This is a genomic window from Leptospira adleri (assembly GCF_002811985.1).
Lineage (GTDB): Bacteria > Spirochaetota > Leptospiria > Leptospirales > Leptospiraceae > Leptospira > Leptospira adleri.
In genome coordinates this window covers 45,136-62,844 of the sequence record NZ_NPDU01000009.1, presented here as the reverse complement: position 1 = coordinate 62,844, position 17,709 = coordinate 45,136, and the positions used below count along the sequence as shown (strand labels likewise).

11 protein-coding genes are annotated in these 17,709 nt (G+C 44.2%); 7 read left to right on the top strand and 4 right to left on the bottom strand.

Going from position 1 to position 17,709, the window contains the following annotated elements:
* The first annotated feature begins 36 nt into the window (after positions 1–36).
* From CH376_RS05115 to CH376_RS05105, 3 genes are read left to right on the top strand one after another with little or no spacing between them, the layout of a single operon-like run.
* Entirely contained in the window at positions 37–3,348 is a 3,312-nt protein-coding gene (locus CH376_RS05115) for a transglutaminase family protein (RefSeq protein WP_100785551.1), read from the top strand.
* A 30-nt stretch (positions 3,349–3,378) separates the two neighbouring features.
* Positions 3,379–5,916 carry a circularly permuted type 2 ATP-grasp protein gene (locus CH376_RS05110; protein ID WP_243394720.1) on the top strand — a complete coding sequence of 846 codons (2,538 nt, stop codon included), beginning with the start codon at positions 3,379–3,381 and terminating at the stop codon, positions 5,914–5,916.
* Positions 5,909–6,784, top strand: a complete 876-nt coding sequence (locus CH376_RS05105) for a transglutaminase family protein (RefSeq protein ID WP_100785550.1) — start codon at positions 5,909–5,911, stop codon at positions 6,782–6,784. The genes CH376_RS05110 and CH376_RS05105 overlap by 8 nt, the downstream gene beginning before the upstream one ends.
* 838 nt (positions 6,785–7,622) lie before the next feature.
* Here CH376_RS05105 and CH376_RS05095 read toward each other — a convergent pair.
* The 4 genes from CH376_RS05095 to CH376_RS05070 all read right to left on the bottom strand — a co-directional run bounded on the left by CH376_RS05095 (position 7,623) and on the right by CH376_RS05070 (position 13,031).
* The gene (locus tag CH376_RS05095) at positions 7,623–8,120 is read right to left on the bottom strand and encodes a GNAT family N-acetyltransferase (RefSeq protein ID WP_100785647.1); all 498 of its coding nucleotides are present in this window, start codon (positions 8,118–8,120) and stop codon (positions 7,623–7,625) included.
* A 111-nt stretch (positions 8,121–8,231) separates the two neighbouring features.
* Positions 8,232–9,104, bottom strand: coding sequence for a DUF4349 domain-containing protein (locus CH376_RS05090; RefSeq protein ID WP_165781746.1), 873 nt, complete (start codon positions 9,102–9,104; stop codon positions 8,232–8,234).
* A gap of 1,080 nt (positions 9,105–10,184) precedes the next feature.
* Positions 10,185–10,718: a M23 family metallopeptidase gene (locus CH376_RS05080; RefSeq protein WP_125231934.1), complete on the bottom strand. Its 534-nt coding sequence runs from the start codon at positions 10,716–10,718 to the stop codon at positions 10,185–10,187.
* 918 nt (positions 10,719–11,636) lie between these two features.
* Positions 11,637–13,031: a glycine--tRNA ligase gene (locus tag CH376_RS05070; RefSeq protein WP_100785546.1), complete on the bottom strand. Its 1,395-nt coding sequence runs from the start codon at positions 13,029–13,031 to the stop codon at positions 11,637–11,639.
* A gap of 174 nt (positions 13,032–13,205) precedes the next feature.
* Between CH376_RS05070 and CH376_RS05065 the strand changes: the two genes are divergently transcribed.
* The 4 genes from CH376_RS05065 to CH376_RS05050 are packed head-to-tail and all read left to right on the top strand — an operon-like array spanning position 13,206 to position 17,491.
* Positions 13,206–14,834 (top strand): energy transducer TonB family protein, encoded by a 1,629-nt coding sequence (locus CH376_RS05065; RefSeq protein ID WP_100785545.1) that lies wholly within the window; start codon positions 13,206–13,208, stop codon positions 14,832–14,834.
* The gene (locus tag CH376_RS05060; RefSeq protein ID WP_100785544.1) at positions 14,831–15,601 is read left to right on the top strand and encodes a PrsW family glutamic-type intramembrane protease; all 771 of its coding nucleotides are present in this window, start codon (positions 14,831–14,833) and stop codon (positions 15,599–15,601) included. Before CH376_RS05065 ends, CH376_RS05060 begins: the two co-directional genes overlap by 4 nt.
* Positions 15,598–16,500 (top strand): 50S ribosomal protein L11 methyltransferase, encoded by a 903-nt coding sequence (locus CH376_RS05055; protein WP_100785543.1) that lies wholly within the window; start codon positions 15,598–15,600, stop codon positions 16,498–16,500. Before CH376_RS05060 ends, CH376_RS05055 begins: the two co-directional genes overlap by 4 nt.
* A 4-nt stretch (positions 16,501–16,504) precedes the next feature.
* Positions 16,505–17,491, top strand: coding sequence for an adenosine kinase (locus tag CH376_RS05050; protein WP_100785542.1), 987 nt, complete (start codon positions 16,505–16,507; stop codon positions 17,489–17,491).
* Positions 17,492–17,709 lie beyond the last annotated feature (218 nt).

Below are 17,709 nucleotides of genomic sequence, written 5' to 3'. Positions count from 1 at the left end.
GTTTTTTGGAATCGAAATTTAGGCGGAAAACATTCTATGTCCATTCGAGTCGCTCTTACGCACGAAACGATCTACCAATATGATCGAAAGATCGCGCTTTCTCCTCACGTTATTCGTCTTCGTCCTGCGCCGCATTGTAAAACGAATATCGTATCCTATTCCTTGAAGGTGGAACCTGAGAAACAATTTTTGAACTGGCAGCAGGATCCGTTCGGTAATTTTCAGGCGCGGCTCGTTTTTCCGGAAAAAACCGACAGGCTTTCGGTCTTAGTGGATCTCATCGCTGACATGAAAGTGATCAATCCATTCGATTTTTTCGTGGAAGAATACGCCGAGGACTATCCTTTCGAATATGAGGAAGTTCTAAAGTTAGAATTGGCTCCTTACTTGACTCCTTCCGAAAACGGTAAACTCCTGCTATCCTATCTCCAAACTTTGCGTGCAGACGGGATCGCGGAAAAAAAAAGGATCATCGATTTTATCGTCGAGCTCAATCGGAGAATTTCGTCCGACATCGGTTATATCATCCGTTTGGAGCCGGGCGTTCAGACTTGCGAGAGTTCGCTTCAGAAAAGAACTGGTTCCTGTAGAGATTCTTCTTTTTTGCTCGTTCAAATTCTGAGACATTTCGGTTTAGCGGCGCGGTTCGTTTCAGGCTATCTCATTCAATTGAAAGCGGACCAGACTCCAATGGAAGGTCCAAAAGGACCCGAAAAGGATTTTACGGATCTGCACGCTTGGGCCGAAGTTTTTCTTCCGGGCGCGGGTTGGGTGGGAATGGATCCTACTTCAGGACTTCTCACCGGCGAAGGACATATACCGTTAGCCGCAACACCCGAGCCGATGAGCGCTGCGCCTATTTTCGGTTATGCGGATCCTGCCGAGACCAGGTTCGAGTTTAGAATGGAAGTCGAAAGAATTTTCGAAAGCCCCCGCGTGACTCTTCCTTACACCGAATCGAAATGGAACGACATTCTAAGAAGGGGAAAGGCGCTCGATCATAAGATCCGCGACCTCGGTTTGAAAATTTCCATCGGTGGCGAGCCTACTTTTATCTCGGACGAAGATCGTGAAGGTCCCGAATGGAATCACGAAGCTCTAGGCGAAGGTAAGTTCGAACTTTCAAAACGACTCATGTATCGTCTCAAGAAAGATTTTACCGCGGGTTCTCTTTTGCAATTCTCCCAAGGCAAATGGTATCCGGGAGAACCGCTTCCCCGCTGGAGTATGAATTGTCTTTGGAGAAAGGACGAGGTTCCGCTCTGGAGCGACGATTCACTTTTGATCGATAATCCGGATTCTTCCAAAAGGAAAAAAGAAGAACTCGATCCGCATAAGGCTTCGGAAACCCTCGCGTGCGCGATTTGTAGGACGCTGGGGATCGATCTTTCGTATATGATTCCGATGTACGAAGACAATCTATATTATCTGTGGAAAGAGGCGAATCTTCCGTTCGAACTCGAAAAAAAACTCGCGAACGCGTTCGATGCGCTCGAAAGACAAAGACTTCTTAAGGTTTTGGATAAGGGTTTTAAAAGGGAAGTTGCGTTTTCTATTCCAGTATATTATAATTATCTAACTGAAGAATGGGAAAGTTCCGTCTGGAATTTTAGAAGGGAAAAACTCTTTTTGATTCCGGGCGATTCTCCCGCAGGTTTGAGGATTCCTTTTTCCGCGATTAGCGATCATTTCCGTATGAATCCGGAATTCACTTCGATCGAAAAGAAAACGAATCTTCCATCGCGGAAAATTTTAGAGGATAAGATTCGAAAGAGGGTGGATTCGTCTCCGAAGATGTTCGGCGAAAAAGAATTACCGATACAATCGACTCTCGTCGTGGAAGTCAGAGATGGAATTCTTCACGTATTTCTGCCTCCGGTTCCAACGTCGGATGTTTGGGTCGATCTTGTGGCGAGTGTGGAACAAGCGACTCTTGCTTCCGGCTTTCAAGTCCGCATCGAAGGTTACGAACCTTCGAACGATTCAAGAATCGGATTTTTCAGAATCACTCCGGATCCCGGGGTGATCGAAGTGAATCTTCATCCTTCGACTTCGTTCGCGGAACTTGAGGTAAAAACGAAAATTCTTTATGAAAGGGCTCTCGAAACAAAACTCAGTACGGAAAAATTTCAAGTGGATGGAAGGGCTTCGGGAACGGGGGGCGGTAATCATATCACAGTAGGAGCTTTGACTCCGGAAGAAAGCCCTTTTTTAATGCGACCTGATCTTTTAAGAAGTCTCGCTACTTACTGGCAGCATCATCCTTCTTTGTCTTATTTGTTTTCCGGATTGTTTATCGGAACCACTTCCCAATCTCCTCGAATGGACGAAGGCAGAGAGGAGATTCTTTACGAGTTTGAGGTCGCTTGCAGACAAGTTGATAACTTGGAGAGCGTCCCTCCTTGGCTCGTGGATCGTCTTTTTCGAAATCTTCTCGTGGACATCACGGGGAATACGCACCGTTCCGAAATTTCCATCGATAAACTCTATTCTCCGACTGGTTCAACGGGACGTTTGGGGCTTGTGGAATTTCGAGCGTTCGAGATGCCGCCCCATTACAAGATGAGCGTGCTTCAGCAGATGTTCGTACTTTCTTTGTTGTGTCGTTTTTGGGAGAAGCCGTATAAACATCCGCCTATCCGGAGAGGGACCGAACTTCACGATAAATACCTTCTTCCATTTTATGTCTGGGAGGATTTTAAGGAAGTCATGAAGGATTTGAAGGAACACGGATATCCTTTTTACGAAGAAGACTTTATTCCATTTTTTGAATTTAGATTTCCTGAATATGGTCACGTCCAAAAGGATACGATCAGGATCGAAGTCAGGATGGCCTTGGAACCGTGGGACGTTCTCGGCGAGGAAACGAATTCCTTCGGAACTTCGAGAGCCGTGGATTCCGCTCTGGAAAGAATCCAGGTGAAAGTGGAAGGTTGGACCGAAGGGCGATACGTTCTGTCCTGCAACGGTTACGAGGTTCCTTTGAAGTCGACCGGAAAAAACGGCGAAGCGGTCGCGGGAGTTCGGTTTAAAGCCTGGGCGCCCGTTTTTACTCTTCATCCGAATCTTCCGATCACGAATCCTTTGGTCTTCGATCTCTGGGACACTTGGAGCGAAAGATCGATCGGAGGTTGTAAATATTTTATTTCCCATCCCGGGGGCAGGTCTTACGATACTTTCCCGGTAAATTCTTTCGAGGCGGAGAGCAGAAGAATCAGCCGATTTTCGGATCTTGGGCATACGGCCGGGACGACGAGTCGTCCGAAAAGTCTTTCACATCCACATTCTCCATATACTTTGGATCTGCGTTTAGCGCCCGGTCCGGGTTGGAAAAAAAAGACTTCGTAAAGAATCGCCAAAATGTACGGACTTTGAAAAATGGTTCAGAATTTTATGGTCAACCCAGCCAACGCGAGATTGAATCTGCGGGAAGGATATCACCCGAACCCGTCTATCTATGACGAACTCTACGACGGAGAAGGCAAACTTAGGCCCAAATACGAATTCTTAATCAACTCTCTCGAATCGTTGTCTCAGGAAGAATTGGTTCGAAGAAAAAGGGACTCGCTTCGAATTCTTCAAGAGAACGGTGTGACATATAACGTGTACGAGGAACCGGGCGCTGTGGAAAGGCTTTGGTCCTTGGATCTCTTTCCGGTCCTTATGGAAAGTAAGGAATGGGAAGGAGTGGAACGTGGACTCATCCAAAGAGCTGAGCTTTTAGACGCGCTCTTTAAAGACGTCTACGGACCCCGCAAACTCTTCTATGATAAAAAAATTCCTCCCGAAATTCTTTTCAGTTCGCCCGATTTTTTAAGACAGTGCAACGGTTTCGGTCATTCCACTACGAACGAACTCTGTTTTATGGCGTCGGACTTGGCGAGACAGGAGAACGGAAGTTTTGTCGTTCTCGGAGATCGGATCCAGGCTCCGAGCGGTTCCGGTTATTCTCTGGAGAATCGAATCGTTCTTTCCAGAATTTTTCCTTCGATCTACCGAGATTCTCAAGTACACAGAGTCGCGCTTTATTTCCGTTCTCTAAGAAAGGCTTTGCAGTCCTTGTCCAAGGTTCAGGAAAAAGAGCCGCTCATCGTTTTGCTAACTCCGGGTGCGGGGAATGAGACCTACTTCGAACACGCTTATCTCGCCGGTTATTTGGGTTTTACTCTCGCGCAGGCCGAAGATTTGACCGTAAGAAATAATTTCGTCTTTATCAAAACCGTAGAAGGTTTGCAGCAAGTCGACGTGATCTTTAGAAGAGTTGTGGATTTATATATGGATCCTCTCGAACTCAAAGGGGATTCTCTTTTGGGTGTACCAGGAATTTTGAATGTGATTCGGGAAGGAAACGTTCGAGTGGCGAATCCGATCGGTTCCGGATTTTTGGAAAACAGGGCTATCCATCCGTTCTTATCCTCGCTTTGCAGATACTATCTTTCGGAAGATTTGATTTTGCCTAACGTTAGAACTCTTTGGATGGGTAATGCGGAGTCAAGACGGGAAGTAATGGATTATCCGGATCGATTCGTTTTCAAACGTGCGGTGCGAGATCCTCTCGAACCGGGGGTTTTTCTTTCTTCCCTTCCCAACAGTGAACGGGAACGGATTTGGAAAAAACTTTTTGCTCATCCCGAAAAATACGTAGCCCAGGAAATCGTAAACGGCTCCACCTGCCCGGTTCTGTCAGGGGAAAGTTTTATCCAAGGGAGATCGGTGTTTCGGGCTTTTACTACTTTATCAGAAAACGGTTATATGACGATGTCAGGCGGTCTGGTAAGGGTTACGGAGAATGTAAACGATCTCGTAGTCACGAATCAAACCGGTGCGATCTCGAAGGACCTTTGGATCCTCGCTTCTGAAGAAAAAAAGGACGTCACTCTTCTTCCGGGGAAAACCGAAAGGATGCAGATCAGGCGGAGCGGGGCCGGTATTCCGAGCAGAGTCGCGGACAATATGTTTTGGATGGGACGTTATGCGGAACGCTCTGAAAACCAAGCTCGATTGTTACGCGAAGTGATTTTGAATATGATCCATATGGACGAGCCGTATGAAAAAGATCATGTCCAGCTTCTTCTTCAGATCGCGACTCACGTCACCGCGACTTATCCAGGTTTCTTACAATTGAATTTGGAAGATCCTCTGAACGGTGCGAGACAGCAGATGTTCTCCCAGGTTTTTTCCCACCAACAAACGGGAAGTATACGTTCCGATTTGAACGCTTATGTGAGAGCTTCCAAGTCCGTGAGGGACCGGCTTTCGGAGGATAGCAGATACATTCTTTCCATGATCGAGACCGACGACGCGTTCAAAGACGGTTCTTACGACGAGATTTTAGAATATCTGATTCTTCTGATCACGAGACTCGCCTCCATGTCGGGTCTTGGAATCGAAAGTATGTCCAGGGAAACCGGTTGGTATTTTATGAACATAGGGAAAAGAATCGAACGGGCCTCTTATACGATCAGACTCGTAACGACGGTGTTGAATCAATCCACCCTTTACAACAAGAGTATGTTCGAAGCCCTGTTGAACATCAACGACATCAAGATCACTTATAGAAGAAGGTATCGTTATAGAATCGAGGCCGAATCCGTTCTGGATATACTTCTTTTCGACGAAACTAACCCGAGATCTTTGGCCTATCAGTTGCGAAAATTAGGAGAATACGTTTCTTATCTTCCCCATTCCGAAAAAGAGGAAGCCACTGCCGAAGAAAGAATCGTTTCGGAGGTTCGAAACCGTTTTATCCAGGAAGATGCAAAACGACTTTTTGAATACGTAAATCCTTCCTTGAGCATCGTACGCTGGTTAAACGATATCAATTATCAGATCGCATCTTTGTCCGACTCCATCAGCGCAAGATATTTCCGCTATGTGGAAGAACAGATTCAACTTGGAGACTACAACGATGGCTGATTATACGGTAAAGCACGTTACCCGATACAGTTATCAAGAGGAAGTCTCTCATTGTCATAATCTTGCACACATGTGTCCCGGGTCGAATCGACATCAGGATTGTAAGGATCTTAAACTCAGAGTTCATCCGGGGCCGTCAGTTTCGGGTTATAGAAAGGATTATTTCGGCAATTTAGTATATTCTTTTTCCGTCGAGGATTCGCATCAAATTTTGGAGATCGTCTCCGAGAGTAGGGTGAACACACATCCAGTAGATTACGGAAATCTAAATCATTCGCCTAAGGTCTCCGAGATTCCGAATCTTTTGGCCGCATCACATTTGAGAGAAGATTTGGAGGCGTTGGAATACGTCGCCGATTCCTCTTTTGCGGTTCGAGATCCTCTTTTTGAGAAGTTTGCAAAGGAGATGATGGATTTCGAAAAACCGCTATTACAGGCGGTTATGGATTATACGGATCGGTTTTATAAATCTTTTGAATTCAAAGCGGGGGCGACTACGATTCAAACTCCGCCGGCACAGGTTTTGAAGAATAGAAAAGGCGTTTGTCAGGATTTTACTCATCTATCGATCGCCGCGCTCAGGAGCGTGGGAATTCCCTGCAGATATGTCTCCGGTTATATAGAAACTTTTCCGCCTCCCGGCCAGGCAAAACTACAGGGTTCGGATGCATCACACGCTTGGTTTTCCATTTATTCTCCCGGGATAGGCTGGGTCGATTACGATCCAACAAATGGTAAAATGTTAAGCGAAGAATATATCTTTACTTCGGTCGGTCGCGATTTCGCCGACGTTTCTCCTTTAAAGGGAATCTTATTCGGAGGCGGAAAGCATAAGTTGAAAGTAGAAGTCGACGTGATTCGAGAATGATTTTTTTTTAGGTCTATCTCTGAATTAATATATTAAACAATGATTATATATTAACTTTTTCCTTTTGCTATTTTTTTTCAAAATGCAAAAAATAAGAGTCGTTCCCGCGCCAGCTCTTTTTGCGAATTCCGAAATCGAATGCTGATTATATTTTCAGATTTTCAGTCTTTGGACTGATTTTGCGAAACACAGAGGACCTCTTTTGAAACGGACCCAGAACTAAAGCGTCAGAGCGCGAAAGATAAGAATTTAGTTTTAGGAATACTTCGGTTGCGTTTATGCGAACTTCGTATAATTGGGGTTCTCGCTTTGGAGCCGATTGCGTTTATGCGAACTTCGTATAATTGGGGTTCTCGCTTTGGAGCCGGTCGCGTTTATGCGAACTTCGTATAATTGGGAGTTTCGCTTTGGATCCGGTTGCGTTTATACGAACTTGTAGAAATACACGACAACAGGCTGAAAAATCTAAGATCGATTTTGTGGGCGATAAAGAAATTAAAATTGATATGGATCGTTTCCGATTTCTTTGTAAAATTTCTCAAGGAAGATGCAGATTGATTCAGGTCTAAACTCAGACGTGAATTCAAAATCGCATTTTTATTTACATGAATGAACTCCGTCGACTCTCCTTGTCTTTTTTTAAGGCGCCTGTTGAAAAAAGTGTTTTTTTAATATACCTTTTTTTGCTCAGAGTCTGCTTGAATAGATGGAATATTTTTTCAATTTACATCATTTCGAATGTAGATCATGGAAAATATATCCGGGATAAAAAACCATTCGTTGTTTTGAGATTGCTTTTGATTTTAAAAAGAGTTAAGAAATATTATAAAAAAATAATTTATATCAATTTCCGAAAACGGACATAGAAAGGATCGTAGCCCATATTTTTCCAAAAAGAAACCGCATTTTCATTCTCCGCAATCGCCCTTAACTCTACGCTTTGAAAGCCTTGCTCTTTCGCCCAAGATTCGCAAAAAATAACAAGAGGTTTCATATAACCGGATTTTTGCTTTCCTCGTTTTGTTACGGCTAAGTCGATAAAAAGAGTTTTATTTTCCTCCAAATAAGGTTTATCTTCCGTGCGCGCTATGAGAAGGGAAACGAGTTCTTCTCCTAAAAAGCCGCCGAGGAGAAGCACTTTTCCCGTTCCACGAAGTTTTAAATAAACATCCACCATTTTGGTGCCGGCCCGAGGACGAATCTTGAAGACGCCGTCTAACGTCAATGAGTTGACAAGACGAAAGAATTGATTTACGAGTTCGATCGCACTTTCTCTGTGCTCTGGGAGGAGATTTCCAATTTGAAATTGTTCGGCTTTTTTTGGGGATTTTGCCATGAAATAAAAATTCTCTTTGCAAATTTTAGAGAAACCGGATTTGAAAGATATTGAATTCAAACCCGCTTTCTCTTTCAAGAAGAAGATTTTAAATAAGTTAGGTTCTTTTTTTTATTCCTTTTCGTTTTTGATCACGAGGTGCTTAAACTTTTCAAAAATCGGAACGCCGAAGTGAATCGCCAGAACGACAAACAGAAACGAAATTGATAGTAGGAAATAGTATTTGAAAGTCCATTCTAACGCGACTTTTACACGGCGGAGAAGGCCGATGCCTGCTTTGTTCGAAGACTTATTTTCGTAAATCGTAACCAGAACCGTACAGAATTCATTTTCAGAATCGAATTCTCCCAGGCTGATTCCTAATTTTTGAATTTCGTCTTCAATTTCCAAAATTCGATTTTCTAAATTGATATATTCATCGATCCGACCTCCTTTGCTTTTTAAGGTCGAAAGAGAATTTCGAATTTTGACTAGGGATTCTTTTTTTGCCTGAAGGTCTTTGTATTCGTTCGTCTTATCTTTTTTGTTGATCGTAAGAAGCAGAGTCTTTCCAATCTTTTTAAACTCCTCGACAAGTTCGTCAAATTTTTCGGGCGGAACGCCGACTGCTAATCTAATAATACGATCTCGATTTTCTTTCAACCCTGAGCTGTTTTCGTATTGGATGATCGAAGACGAGGAGCTTACGAGATCCCTTACTTTCTTTTCATCGGTTTCCATGTCTGAAGATTGCGTTTCTAAAGTTGCGACCTTTTCATATTTTTGATCAAAACTTTTGTTAGTCCCCGCTCCCTCGTATCGAATTTTATTGGAAGCGATGTTTTGCTTAACGTAATTCGATTCTCGCGTCTGAAAAGGGATGACGTTCGTCGTGGACTCGGTCTCCGAACTGTAAGCCGCAAATCCATAGATCAATCTAAAAAGAAAGAGAAGGGCGAAGGTTGAAAAGGCAATGATCAAACCTCGGGAGAATTTTTTATTCATACGTGTCCTTAGATAACGAGTTCTTCGTTTATCAATTTTCAAATTTAAGACCCGAGTCATTCGATCTTATTTGCACCTCGGGAATGAAAAATTCTGTATTCAATTAAGAATCGCAACTTTTCTTTTCTGGAAATAAATTTTTGAAAAATCCTTTGTGAAAGCCAAGAATTTCTAACGGATGACGCTTGGAAATCCTACTTTCGCCTTTTGCAATTTTTCCTTTGTGCTTCATAAATCTTATAGGAGAAGAATTTTCCGACGAACCGTATTTTCTCGTCTCGGAGAAGGGTTTTTATTCTAAGAATATTTTTTCGGATAAGAATGTGCTTTTACGAAATTCTTATCCGAAAAAGAAAAAGAGAGGAAGGCTTTTTTGTAAAACGAGGAGGGTTTTGCAGGAATGTCGTCCCGATTGATTCTAACGTCCGTCCGGTTTTAAGTCGTTTCAGTCAAAGAATGAGTCTTACAGAATGCGCTTCAGTTCGCCGGATACAAACACAAATATTGTGTATTTGTATTTCTGCTTTTTCATAACAATCGGCTTCAATCTCTGAAAGCGTTGGCGTTTTCAGATTTGTTTTTGATCAGGAAGAATTATGCTTCGTTAATTTAGATGGAATAGAGTTTTGCCGTTTTCCTATAATGATTGGGTCCCATAGATAAAACCTTTCTTGTCCGGAAAAAAATACCAGTAATCTCTTTTTCCCTTACGTAATTCGGAAACCTATATTCTAATAACTGCAGCACTGGTAAAGACGGTAAAATCTTTCGCGTTTCGGATAGATTCTTAGGTTTTTTTGATTTGAGCCGGGTTGATATTAGTAGCGAAGCTATTATCTTGAAGATAAGTAAAGGAATTGGGAAATAAAATTGGTATAGAAACTAGGCAAAAGAATTCGAAAGATTACATTCCTCAATCGATTTTACCTGACGATCAAAGGCTTTCGACGTTTGATCCGCAAGGTGATTTCAGCAACGCGTTGGTCGATTTAATTGCGATCTTAATCGCGTTTTGTCGGTGATAAGGCGAATATGCAGAACCGAACGAAACGGCGAGATTAAGTTAGACGATAACCGAAATCATTGGAATTGTCTCTTCATCGGTAATAGTTTACGATGAGCCGAAATAAATTTACGAGGATCAAGGCATCCATCCAAAATGCGCGAATATCCCCCTTCAATCAACATGAAGAATTCGTCACGTATTTCAAAGTGAAGATGAGGCTCATAATGCCTATTTGCGTCGCCGACGAGACCAATTATTTGACCACGTTTAATGAGGTCTCCTTTTTTGACATATACTTTGGAGAAGTGACCATAGAGCGAATTGATGAGTTGACCATCGGGCAACTTATGTGTTATGATCACGACGTCACCCCATCCTGGGCCCGCGTTCATGAAGGTTTTAACGATTCCATTGCCGATGGCGTGAATCGGGGAGCCGAAGCTGTTACCTCTATTTTTCATCCAGCCCTCACCTAGATGATATGCAAAACCGAACGGATTGACAACCTTGCAGCCGATTCCATTCGGGTAACAGACGGGAAAATCAAATCCATCCGCCGTGTATTCCGGATAAACTTCAAAATAATCGAGCACGTCAGAATATTGCATTTGATCGTCGCAGTAGTCGCATGGAGGTTTGGCGGCTACTTGCGGCCGTAGATCTTTGACTGTCTTCTTGAACGAAAAACAGGAGAACAGGGGCAGGAACAAGAGGCTGGTCAAAGCACAACGAATTTATCATGAGACTGTGGTTCTAACGTTTCTATTCATTTTGAGAAAACTCAAAAGCGGCATTGTGATTGCTTTTCGAGAATAGTTTTAGAAAATCCTAAATTAAGTATTTATAAACTTTTTCGAAATTACATAACTCTCAAAAAAAATACCGAAACACAATAAGCTCGATTTTTTTCGCCTTGGACGCTCGATCGTAAAGTCAATCCATTTTCACTTATAGCTACCACTTTAAATAGGCATTATGAGTTTGATTAAGGCCAGAATTTGGTTCGCTAAATCTATGATCCTAAGTGCAGAGTTGATCGCCTAAATCAATGACAGTTGAATAAATTAAGTTTTGCTGAGTAATTTTTTTATCATTAAATTTGTTTTTGTTTAGGAATCTTCGGTTTCCTTTAGGCGTCAGAATCTTGAACTTGAGTCCTTTGAAATTATAGTTCTATTCTCAAAGTCTGAAATAAAACGCTTACGATCAAAACGCAAGCTACAAAGAAATAGTAAAAGTAAAATTCATTTTTGTCGTAACTCCGACACAAGATTCACGGAGTGCGATTTTACGAAGTTCGCCTAACCGCGGTCGTAACTCCGACACAAGAAGTCCTTCACCGATTTCACGAGGTTCGAATAAACGCGGTCGGAACACCGACACAAGATTCACAACGTGCGATTTCACGAAGTTCGCCTAACCGCGGTCGTAACTCCGACACAAGAAGTCCCTTCGCCGATTTCGCGAAGTTCGACTAAACGCGCTAAAACATCCGACCGGGAAAACGCCTGCTTTAAAAACAAAACTTACAGTCTTTCGAACAGCCAGGTCGCAAGTTTGTCGACCGATACTCTTTCCTGGGACATGCTGTCCCGTTCTCTGACCGTGACCGTGTTGTCCTTTAGAGTATCATAATCTACTGTTATACAAAAAGGAGTTCCGATTTCGTCCTGTCTTCTATATCTTTTGCCGATCGCGCCGCCGTCGTCGTATTCTATGTTTCCGAGTTTGGAAAGTTCGGCGAAGATTTCTCTGGACTTTTCGGGAAGGCCGTCTTTTTTCATCAAAGGAAAGACCGCGGCTTTTACGGGAGCGATCTTCGGAGAAAAACGAAGAACGGTTCGAACCTCTCCGTCCGGAAGTTTTTCCTCCTCGTAAGCGTCGGTGACTACCGCGAGAAACAAACGATTTACGCCTAACGCGGGTTCTACGACAAAGGGAATGAACTTTTTGTTCTGAACTTGATCTTGATACTTCAGATCCTCTCCGGAAAATTTTTGGTGCTGGTTTAGATCGTAGTCGGTTCTGGAAGCGATTCCCCAGAGTTCTCCCCAGCCGAAGTTGTATTTGAATTCTATGTCGGAAGTTCCTTCGCTGTAAAATGACAATTCTTCCTTTTCGTGTTCTCTCACTCTCAGGTTTTCTTTTTTGATTCCCACTTGATCGGTGAGCCAGTTCATACAATAACTCACCCAATGATCGAACCATTCTTTCTGAGTTCCGGGTTCGCAGAAAAATTCCATCTCCATCTGTTCGAATTCTCTCGTTCGAAAGACGAACTGACGAGCCATGATTTCGTTTCGGAAAGACTTTCCGATCTGAGCGATTCCAAAAGGAATCTTTCTTCTCGTAGTTGAGACCACATTCTTAAAATTTAAAAAGATTCCCTGAGCGGTTTCGGGACGAAGATAAATATCCAACGCGTCTTCCGCGCTCGCGCCGTGAGAGGTCTTGAACATAAGATTGAAGTCCCTCGCCTCGGTGAACGTTCCCCTTTGTCCGCAGTTCGGGCACGCGAAATTGTTTTCCTTGATTACTTCGTTCATCTTATCCAAAGTGAGGCCGGTCGCGAAACCTTCTCCCTTTTGGTCTTCGAGGAACTTGTCGGCGCGGATTCGGGTCTTACAATTCTTACAATCGATCAATGGATCCGTAAAATTGGAAACGTGTCCGGATGCTTCCCAAACCTTGGGGTTGAGAAGAATGGAAGAATCCAGTCCGACGACGTCTTCTCTTAAGTGAACAAAAAACTTCCACCAGAGTTGTTTTAAATTTTGGAGAAGTTCGACTCCGTAAGGACCGTAATCGAAGGTGTTTGAGAGTCCTCCGTAAATTTCAGAACCGGGATAAACAAATCCTCTACGTTTACAGACGGATACAATTTCCTTCAAAGAGGAATCGAGACTTTCTTTCTTTTCCATCTGCCCAGGATTTTGCTCTGGATTCGGGAATAAAGTATTTTAATTCTCTCTTCGGAAGGATTTCTTGTTTGCCTACGCTCCTTACTCGGGTCCAATGGTTGATACAAATCCGTTTTGCAGCGTCCAAGGAGACCTTGCCTGAAAAAGAAACTAGTCATCTTCGGTGTCAATTTCTTGTCCTGGAGTTCCCCCTTTCTAGGTCTGGGAATCTTTTTTCCGTTGGGGGTTCTTTTCGCCTTTCCTAAGGGAAAAGAAATCCGATCCTCCGCCTTCGGATCTCTCCTCTTTCAGATTTTTTGCTGGAGTATTCTTTATCCTCTGGAAATTTCGGCGATCCTCTTTCCGGTCGTAGAAGCGTTTGTCCGTTCTCTTGTCATGGAACTCGGAGAATGGTTGATCGGTTTTTACGTCTTCCTCGGAATTCTAATTCTTTTTGCGCATTCTTTCTCCCTTCGAAAAGAAAGGGAACGTCAGGCGAAATCGAACCGCCGCGCGTCTGTGGAAGAGGAAAAGATCGAAAGATTTCACTTTAAGATTCTCGTACTATTGGTCGCGGGTTATCTCACCTCGAGGCTCGTCTTCCAGGATCCGTATCGCCTGGAATACGGTCAGTTGGGAATCGTAGAAGACAGCTTTCTCTATTTTTTCTCGGTCCTCATCGCGGGAGACACGCTCCTCAGTCGAGGCAAACCCTTTTTCCTTTTCCGAAGACCTTGGAGAATGTTTGAAAAACAGGCTCGCGTCGCCAAATACTCCGGCTTTCAGGGAGAATGGGGCCGCAGGAAACAAAAATACGCCAAGTTCCGAGATCTGATCTTTCCGGGATGGGGGCATATCTATCTCGGAAATCTCTGGAAGGGATTTTCGATTCTCTTTTTATTTCTTCTTTTCCTTTTGTTTTTCGCGACCGCTTTTTTCTCCTGGCTCGAACCGGCGGACGGAATCCGTTTTCTCATGTCCATGGGTTTGAAACCAGGCATTCGAGATCAGAAATTTTTCGCGATCACTTCGAGTATCGTTCCGGCTCTTGTGATTCTTACCGCGATCGTCGGAATCCATCTTCTTTCTCGGTTTCTTCTCAATCGTACGATCCAGGCGAGACCGGAATCGGAAGACACAAGTCCGAAAAACGTATTCATTAGTAATCTTTCATATAGTATTCTTCTTCACTTGGTTTTGATTTCACTGGTTTTGATCATACCGGTGACGCTTCAGAGAAAAAAGGAACAAAAGGAACAGGAAAGACAAAGGACTCATTTCACTCCGGAGAATATGGAATTTTATTTTATCGATCCCAATCTTCCGAACGAAATCAAAGGATTGAACGGAGGAGTCGTTTCCGGAACCGAAACTCCGACTCAAAAGGAAGGGGATAAGATTCCGGACGACAAACCCGCCGACGAGGGAAGGGTCAAAGGAGAAGTCCGTCAGGTCCGCGGAAAAAAATTACCTTCCACGTATTCGAATTATATTTCCGCGAAGATGAGAGGGCCCGAGTCCTTTATGGAATATTGGAGAAGGGCTCCCAAAAATTATTCTTCCGTGGTCGCCTATACGGTGACTCCGGACGGAGAAGTCGTCGACGTCGATCTTGTAGAGGCTTCCGGTTATCCGGAACAGGATCAGATGACCTTGGAGCTTATAGAAAGTCTTTCTCCTCTGATGCCTCCTCCTGGCACGAAAGGTTATGTGAGAGTCACCGAACTTTTTTGGAACGGAAGCATCGATCCGGAAGCGATGCCGACTCCTCTTCAGAAAGAACTCGTGATGATGTATGACGGACGTTATATGGAGGAACTATGAGCGTGGAAGTCGCACTTCTCGGGTTTCTTTCGATTCTTCCATGGGGACTTTTTCTGATTCTTCTTTTCCCGGGAAAAAATACTCCGCAGAGAATTTTCTTAATTCTTCTCGCGCTTTTTTTGGGTTATCTTTCAACCGAGATCGTTTTGAAATTGCATCCGATTTTTTGGCCGGACGTGAAGATGGCCGCGCCGAAAAGGGGAGGACATATCCTCACTCAAACGGCTCATATCGCGTTCATTCAAGCGGGAATGATGGAAGAATTCTGCAAAGGAATTTTGATTCTTTTCGCGGGACTTCTCCTTGCGTTCGATTGGAAGACTTACACGTTTCGTAAAGAAATCGTTTTGATCGGAGGATTTGTTGCGCTTGGATTTGCGGGAATCGAAAACGCGAACTATATCTTCAACGCAAAAGAAGAGGATCGGATCGCGATGTTCGTCGGCCGCACGATCCGTTCTTCGAACGCGCACTTTCTCATCAATCTCTGTTTTGCTTTGGCCTTTATGAAATCGAATCTAAAAGAACCGAAGGACAAACCCGTTTATCTATTTTTGGCGTTTCTTCTCGCGGTCTCTCAACACGGGCTCTTCAACTTTTTTGTTCTTCCTCAGTCTCGATTCGGGGCTTGGTTATCCACGGCGCTCTTTATCGGAATCTGGGTCTGGATCGTAAGAGACTTTCGGACTTTCATCTCAACGGATGAATTCCTAGATGACAGAGCGGTCGACGCGGAAATTTTGGATACGACCCGGGAAACAAGTTGAGATACAGAGAAATCATTCTAACCATACCGAAAGAAATCGCCGACGAGTTTACGGACTTCTTGGACGAAGCGGGGGTCGCAGGATACTACGAAATCCTGTTTGATCGGGAAGTTCCGCGTGCTCCAAACGAAGAGATCATCTCCGACGATACGAAGTTTCGGGTTTATTTGGCGGAAGAAGACAAGGAGAATGAAACCAAAATTCTCATCTTCTTAAAGGTGAATGCCGGAGAAAACTTCTTCTTAGAATCGCGTTGGATCGAAACCAAAGAATACGAAGAAGCATACAAAGAATTCTATAAACCCTTTGTGATCGGATCGTATCGTGTGATTCCCACCTGGGAAAAAGATATCGCGGTAAGCACGACTCCCGCCGGAATCATACCCTTGCTCATCAATCCGGGCCTTGCGTTCGGAACGGGGCATCACGAAACCACACGTCTCGTTTTGGGAAGAATGGGAAGTCTCGGACTTTCCGGAAAACGCGTGTTAGACGTGGGAACCGGCTCCGGAATTTTGAGCGTCGCCGCGGCAAAGTCGGGTGCGTCCGCGATTCTTGCGGTGGATATAGATCCGAATGGAGTGAGATCCGCGACCTTCAATCGGGATGACAACGAGATTTCACCCGAAGTATTGGTGGTGGAAGAGGGCGGTTTCGACTTTGAACCCATTCAAAAAGAAGAATGGGATCTATTGATCGCGAACATCACCTTTGCAGTATTAAAAGCGAATATTCAAAAAATTGCATCTGTAAAAACGGATCATTTTCTCTTTAGCGGCGTGATCACGGAAAGAAAGGAAGAATTCTTAAAACTCCTCGCAGAAGTTGTGGGCGGAGAAGGCGTATTCTTTCAGGAAGACACCGGCTGGGAATTGATCGAATGGAAAAGAAAAGGATAAACCGATGAAACACTACGACGTATTCGGAGTCGGAAACGCACTCGTGGATATATTAGTTCCCACGGAAGACGTATTTATCAAACGTCTCGGATTCGACAAAGGAATCATGACCCTCGTGGACGCGGAAAAACAAGCCGGTGTATTGAACGCACTCGAAGGAAGCAAGAGGGAACTTCGTTCCGGAGGAAGCGCGGCGAACACGATGATCGCGATCGCAAACTCGGGAGGAACGGGAACTTACACAGGAAAGGTTTCGAAAGATACCTACGGAGAATTTTATAAAAAGGACATGGAAGAAGCGGGGATCTTTTTCGAAGTCGCTCCGGAAGACAAAGGACATACCGGAACTTGTGTGGTTCTCACGACCCCGGATGCGGAAAGGACGATGTTGACCCACTTGGGAATTTCCATCACTCTTCAGAAGTCCGACATAGACGTGGAGAAATTAAAGACTTCAAAGATTTCTTATATAGAAGGATATCTCTGGGATGGACCGGGAACGAAAGAAGCGTCGCTCTTGACGATGGAAGAATCCAAGAAGAACGGAGTCAAGGTCGCCTACACTTACAGCGATCCGTTTTGTGTGAATCGTTCGAGAGAAGACTTTATTCGTTTAACAAAAGACTACTTTGACATCGTCTTCTGCAACGCGGAAGAGGCGAAGGCACTTTCTCAAAAAGAGGACAAACAGGAAGCCCTTAAATTTATCGCAGGACTTGCACCGCTCGTATTCATGACCGATTCCGCTAACGGCGCTTTTTTTGCGGAGAACGGAACGATCTCCCACGTCGAAGGATTTCCCGTGAAGCCGCTCGATACAACCGGCGCCGGAGATTGTTTCGCCGCGGGCGTTCTCTACGGATTGACGCAAGGTTATAATTTGCAAAGAGCGACCCGATGGGGAAACTACGTCGCTTCCCGAATCGTCCAAGAAATCGGACCAAGACTCGGAATCAAATTGATGGGAAGACAAGACGAGATTCTAAAGTAATTTTTTTGTCGGAGTTCCGACAGAATTTTGAAGGGACGAAATTTTGTTGCAGAGTTTGATTTTCTGTGATAAGGAGATTTTGCCGAAATTTTCCCACGAGCCCGCCACCTCCACCCTAACTCGGGCGGGGGCTTTTTTTAGAAAAGTCGTAGTTCCTACGGAGAGGAGATCGCGTGAACTCAACGCAACGCTCTCTATGGATCGCGTGAACTCAACAC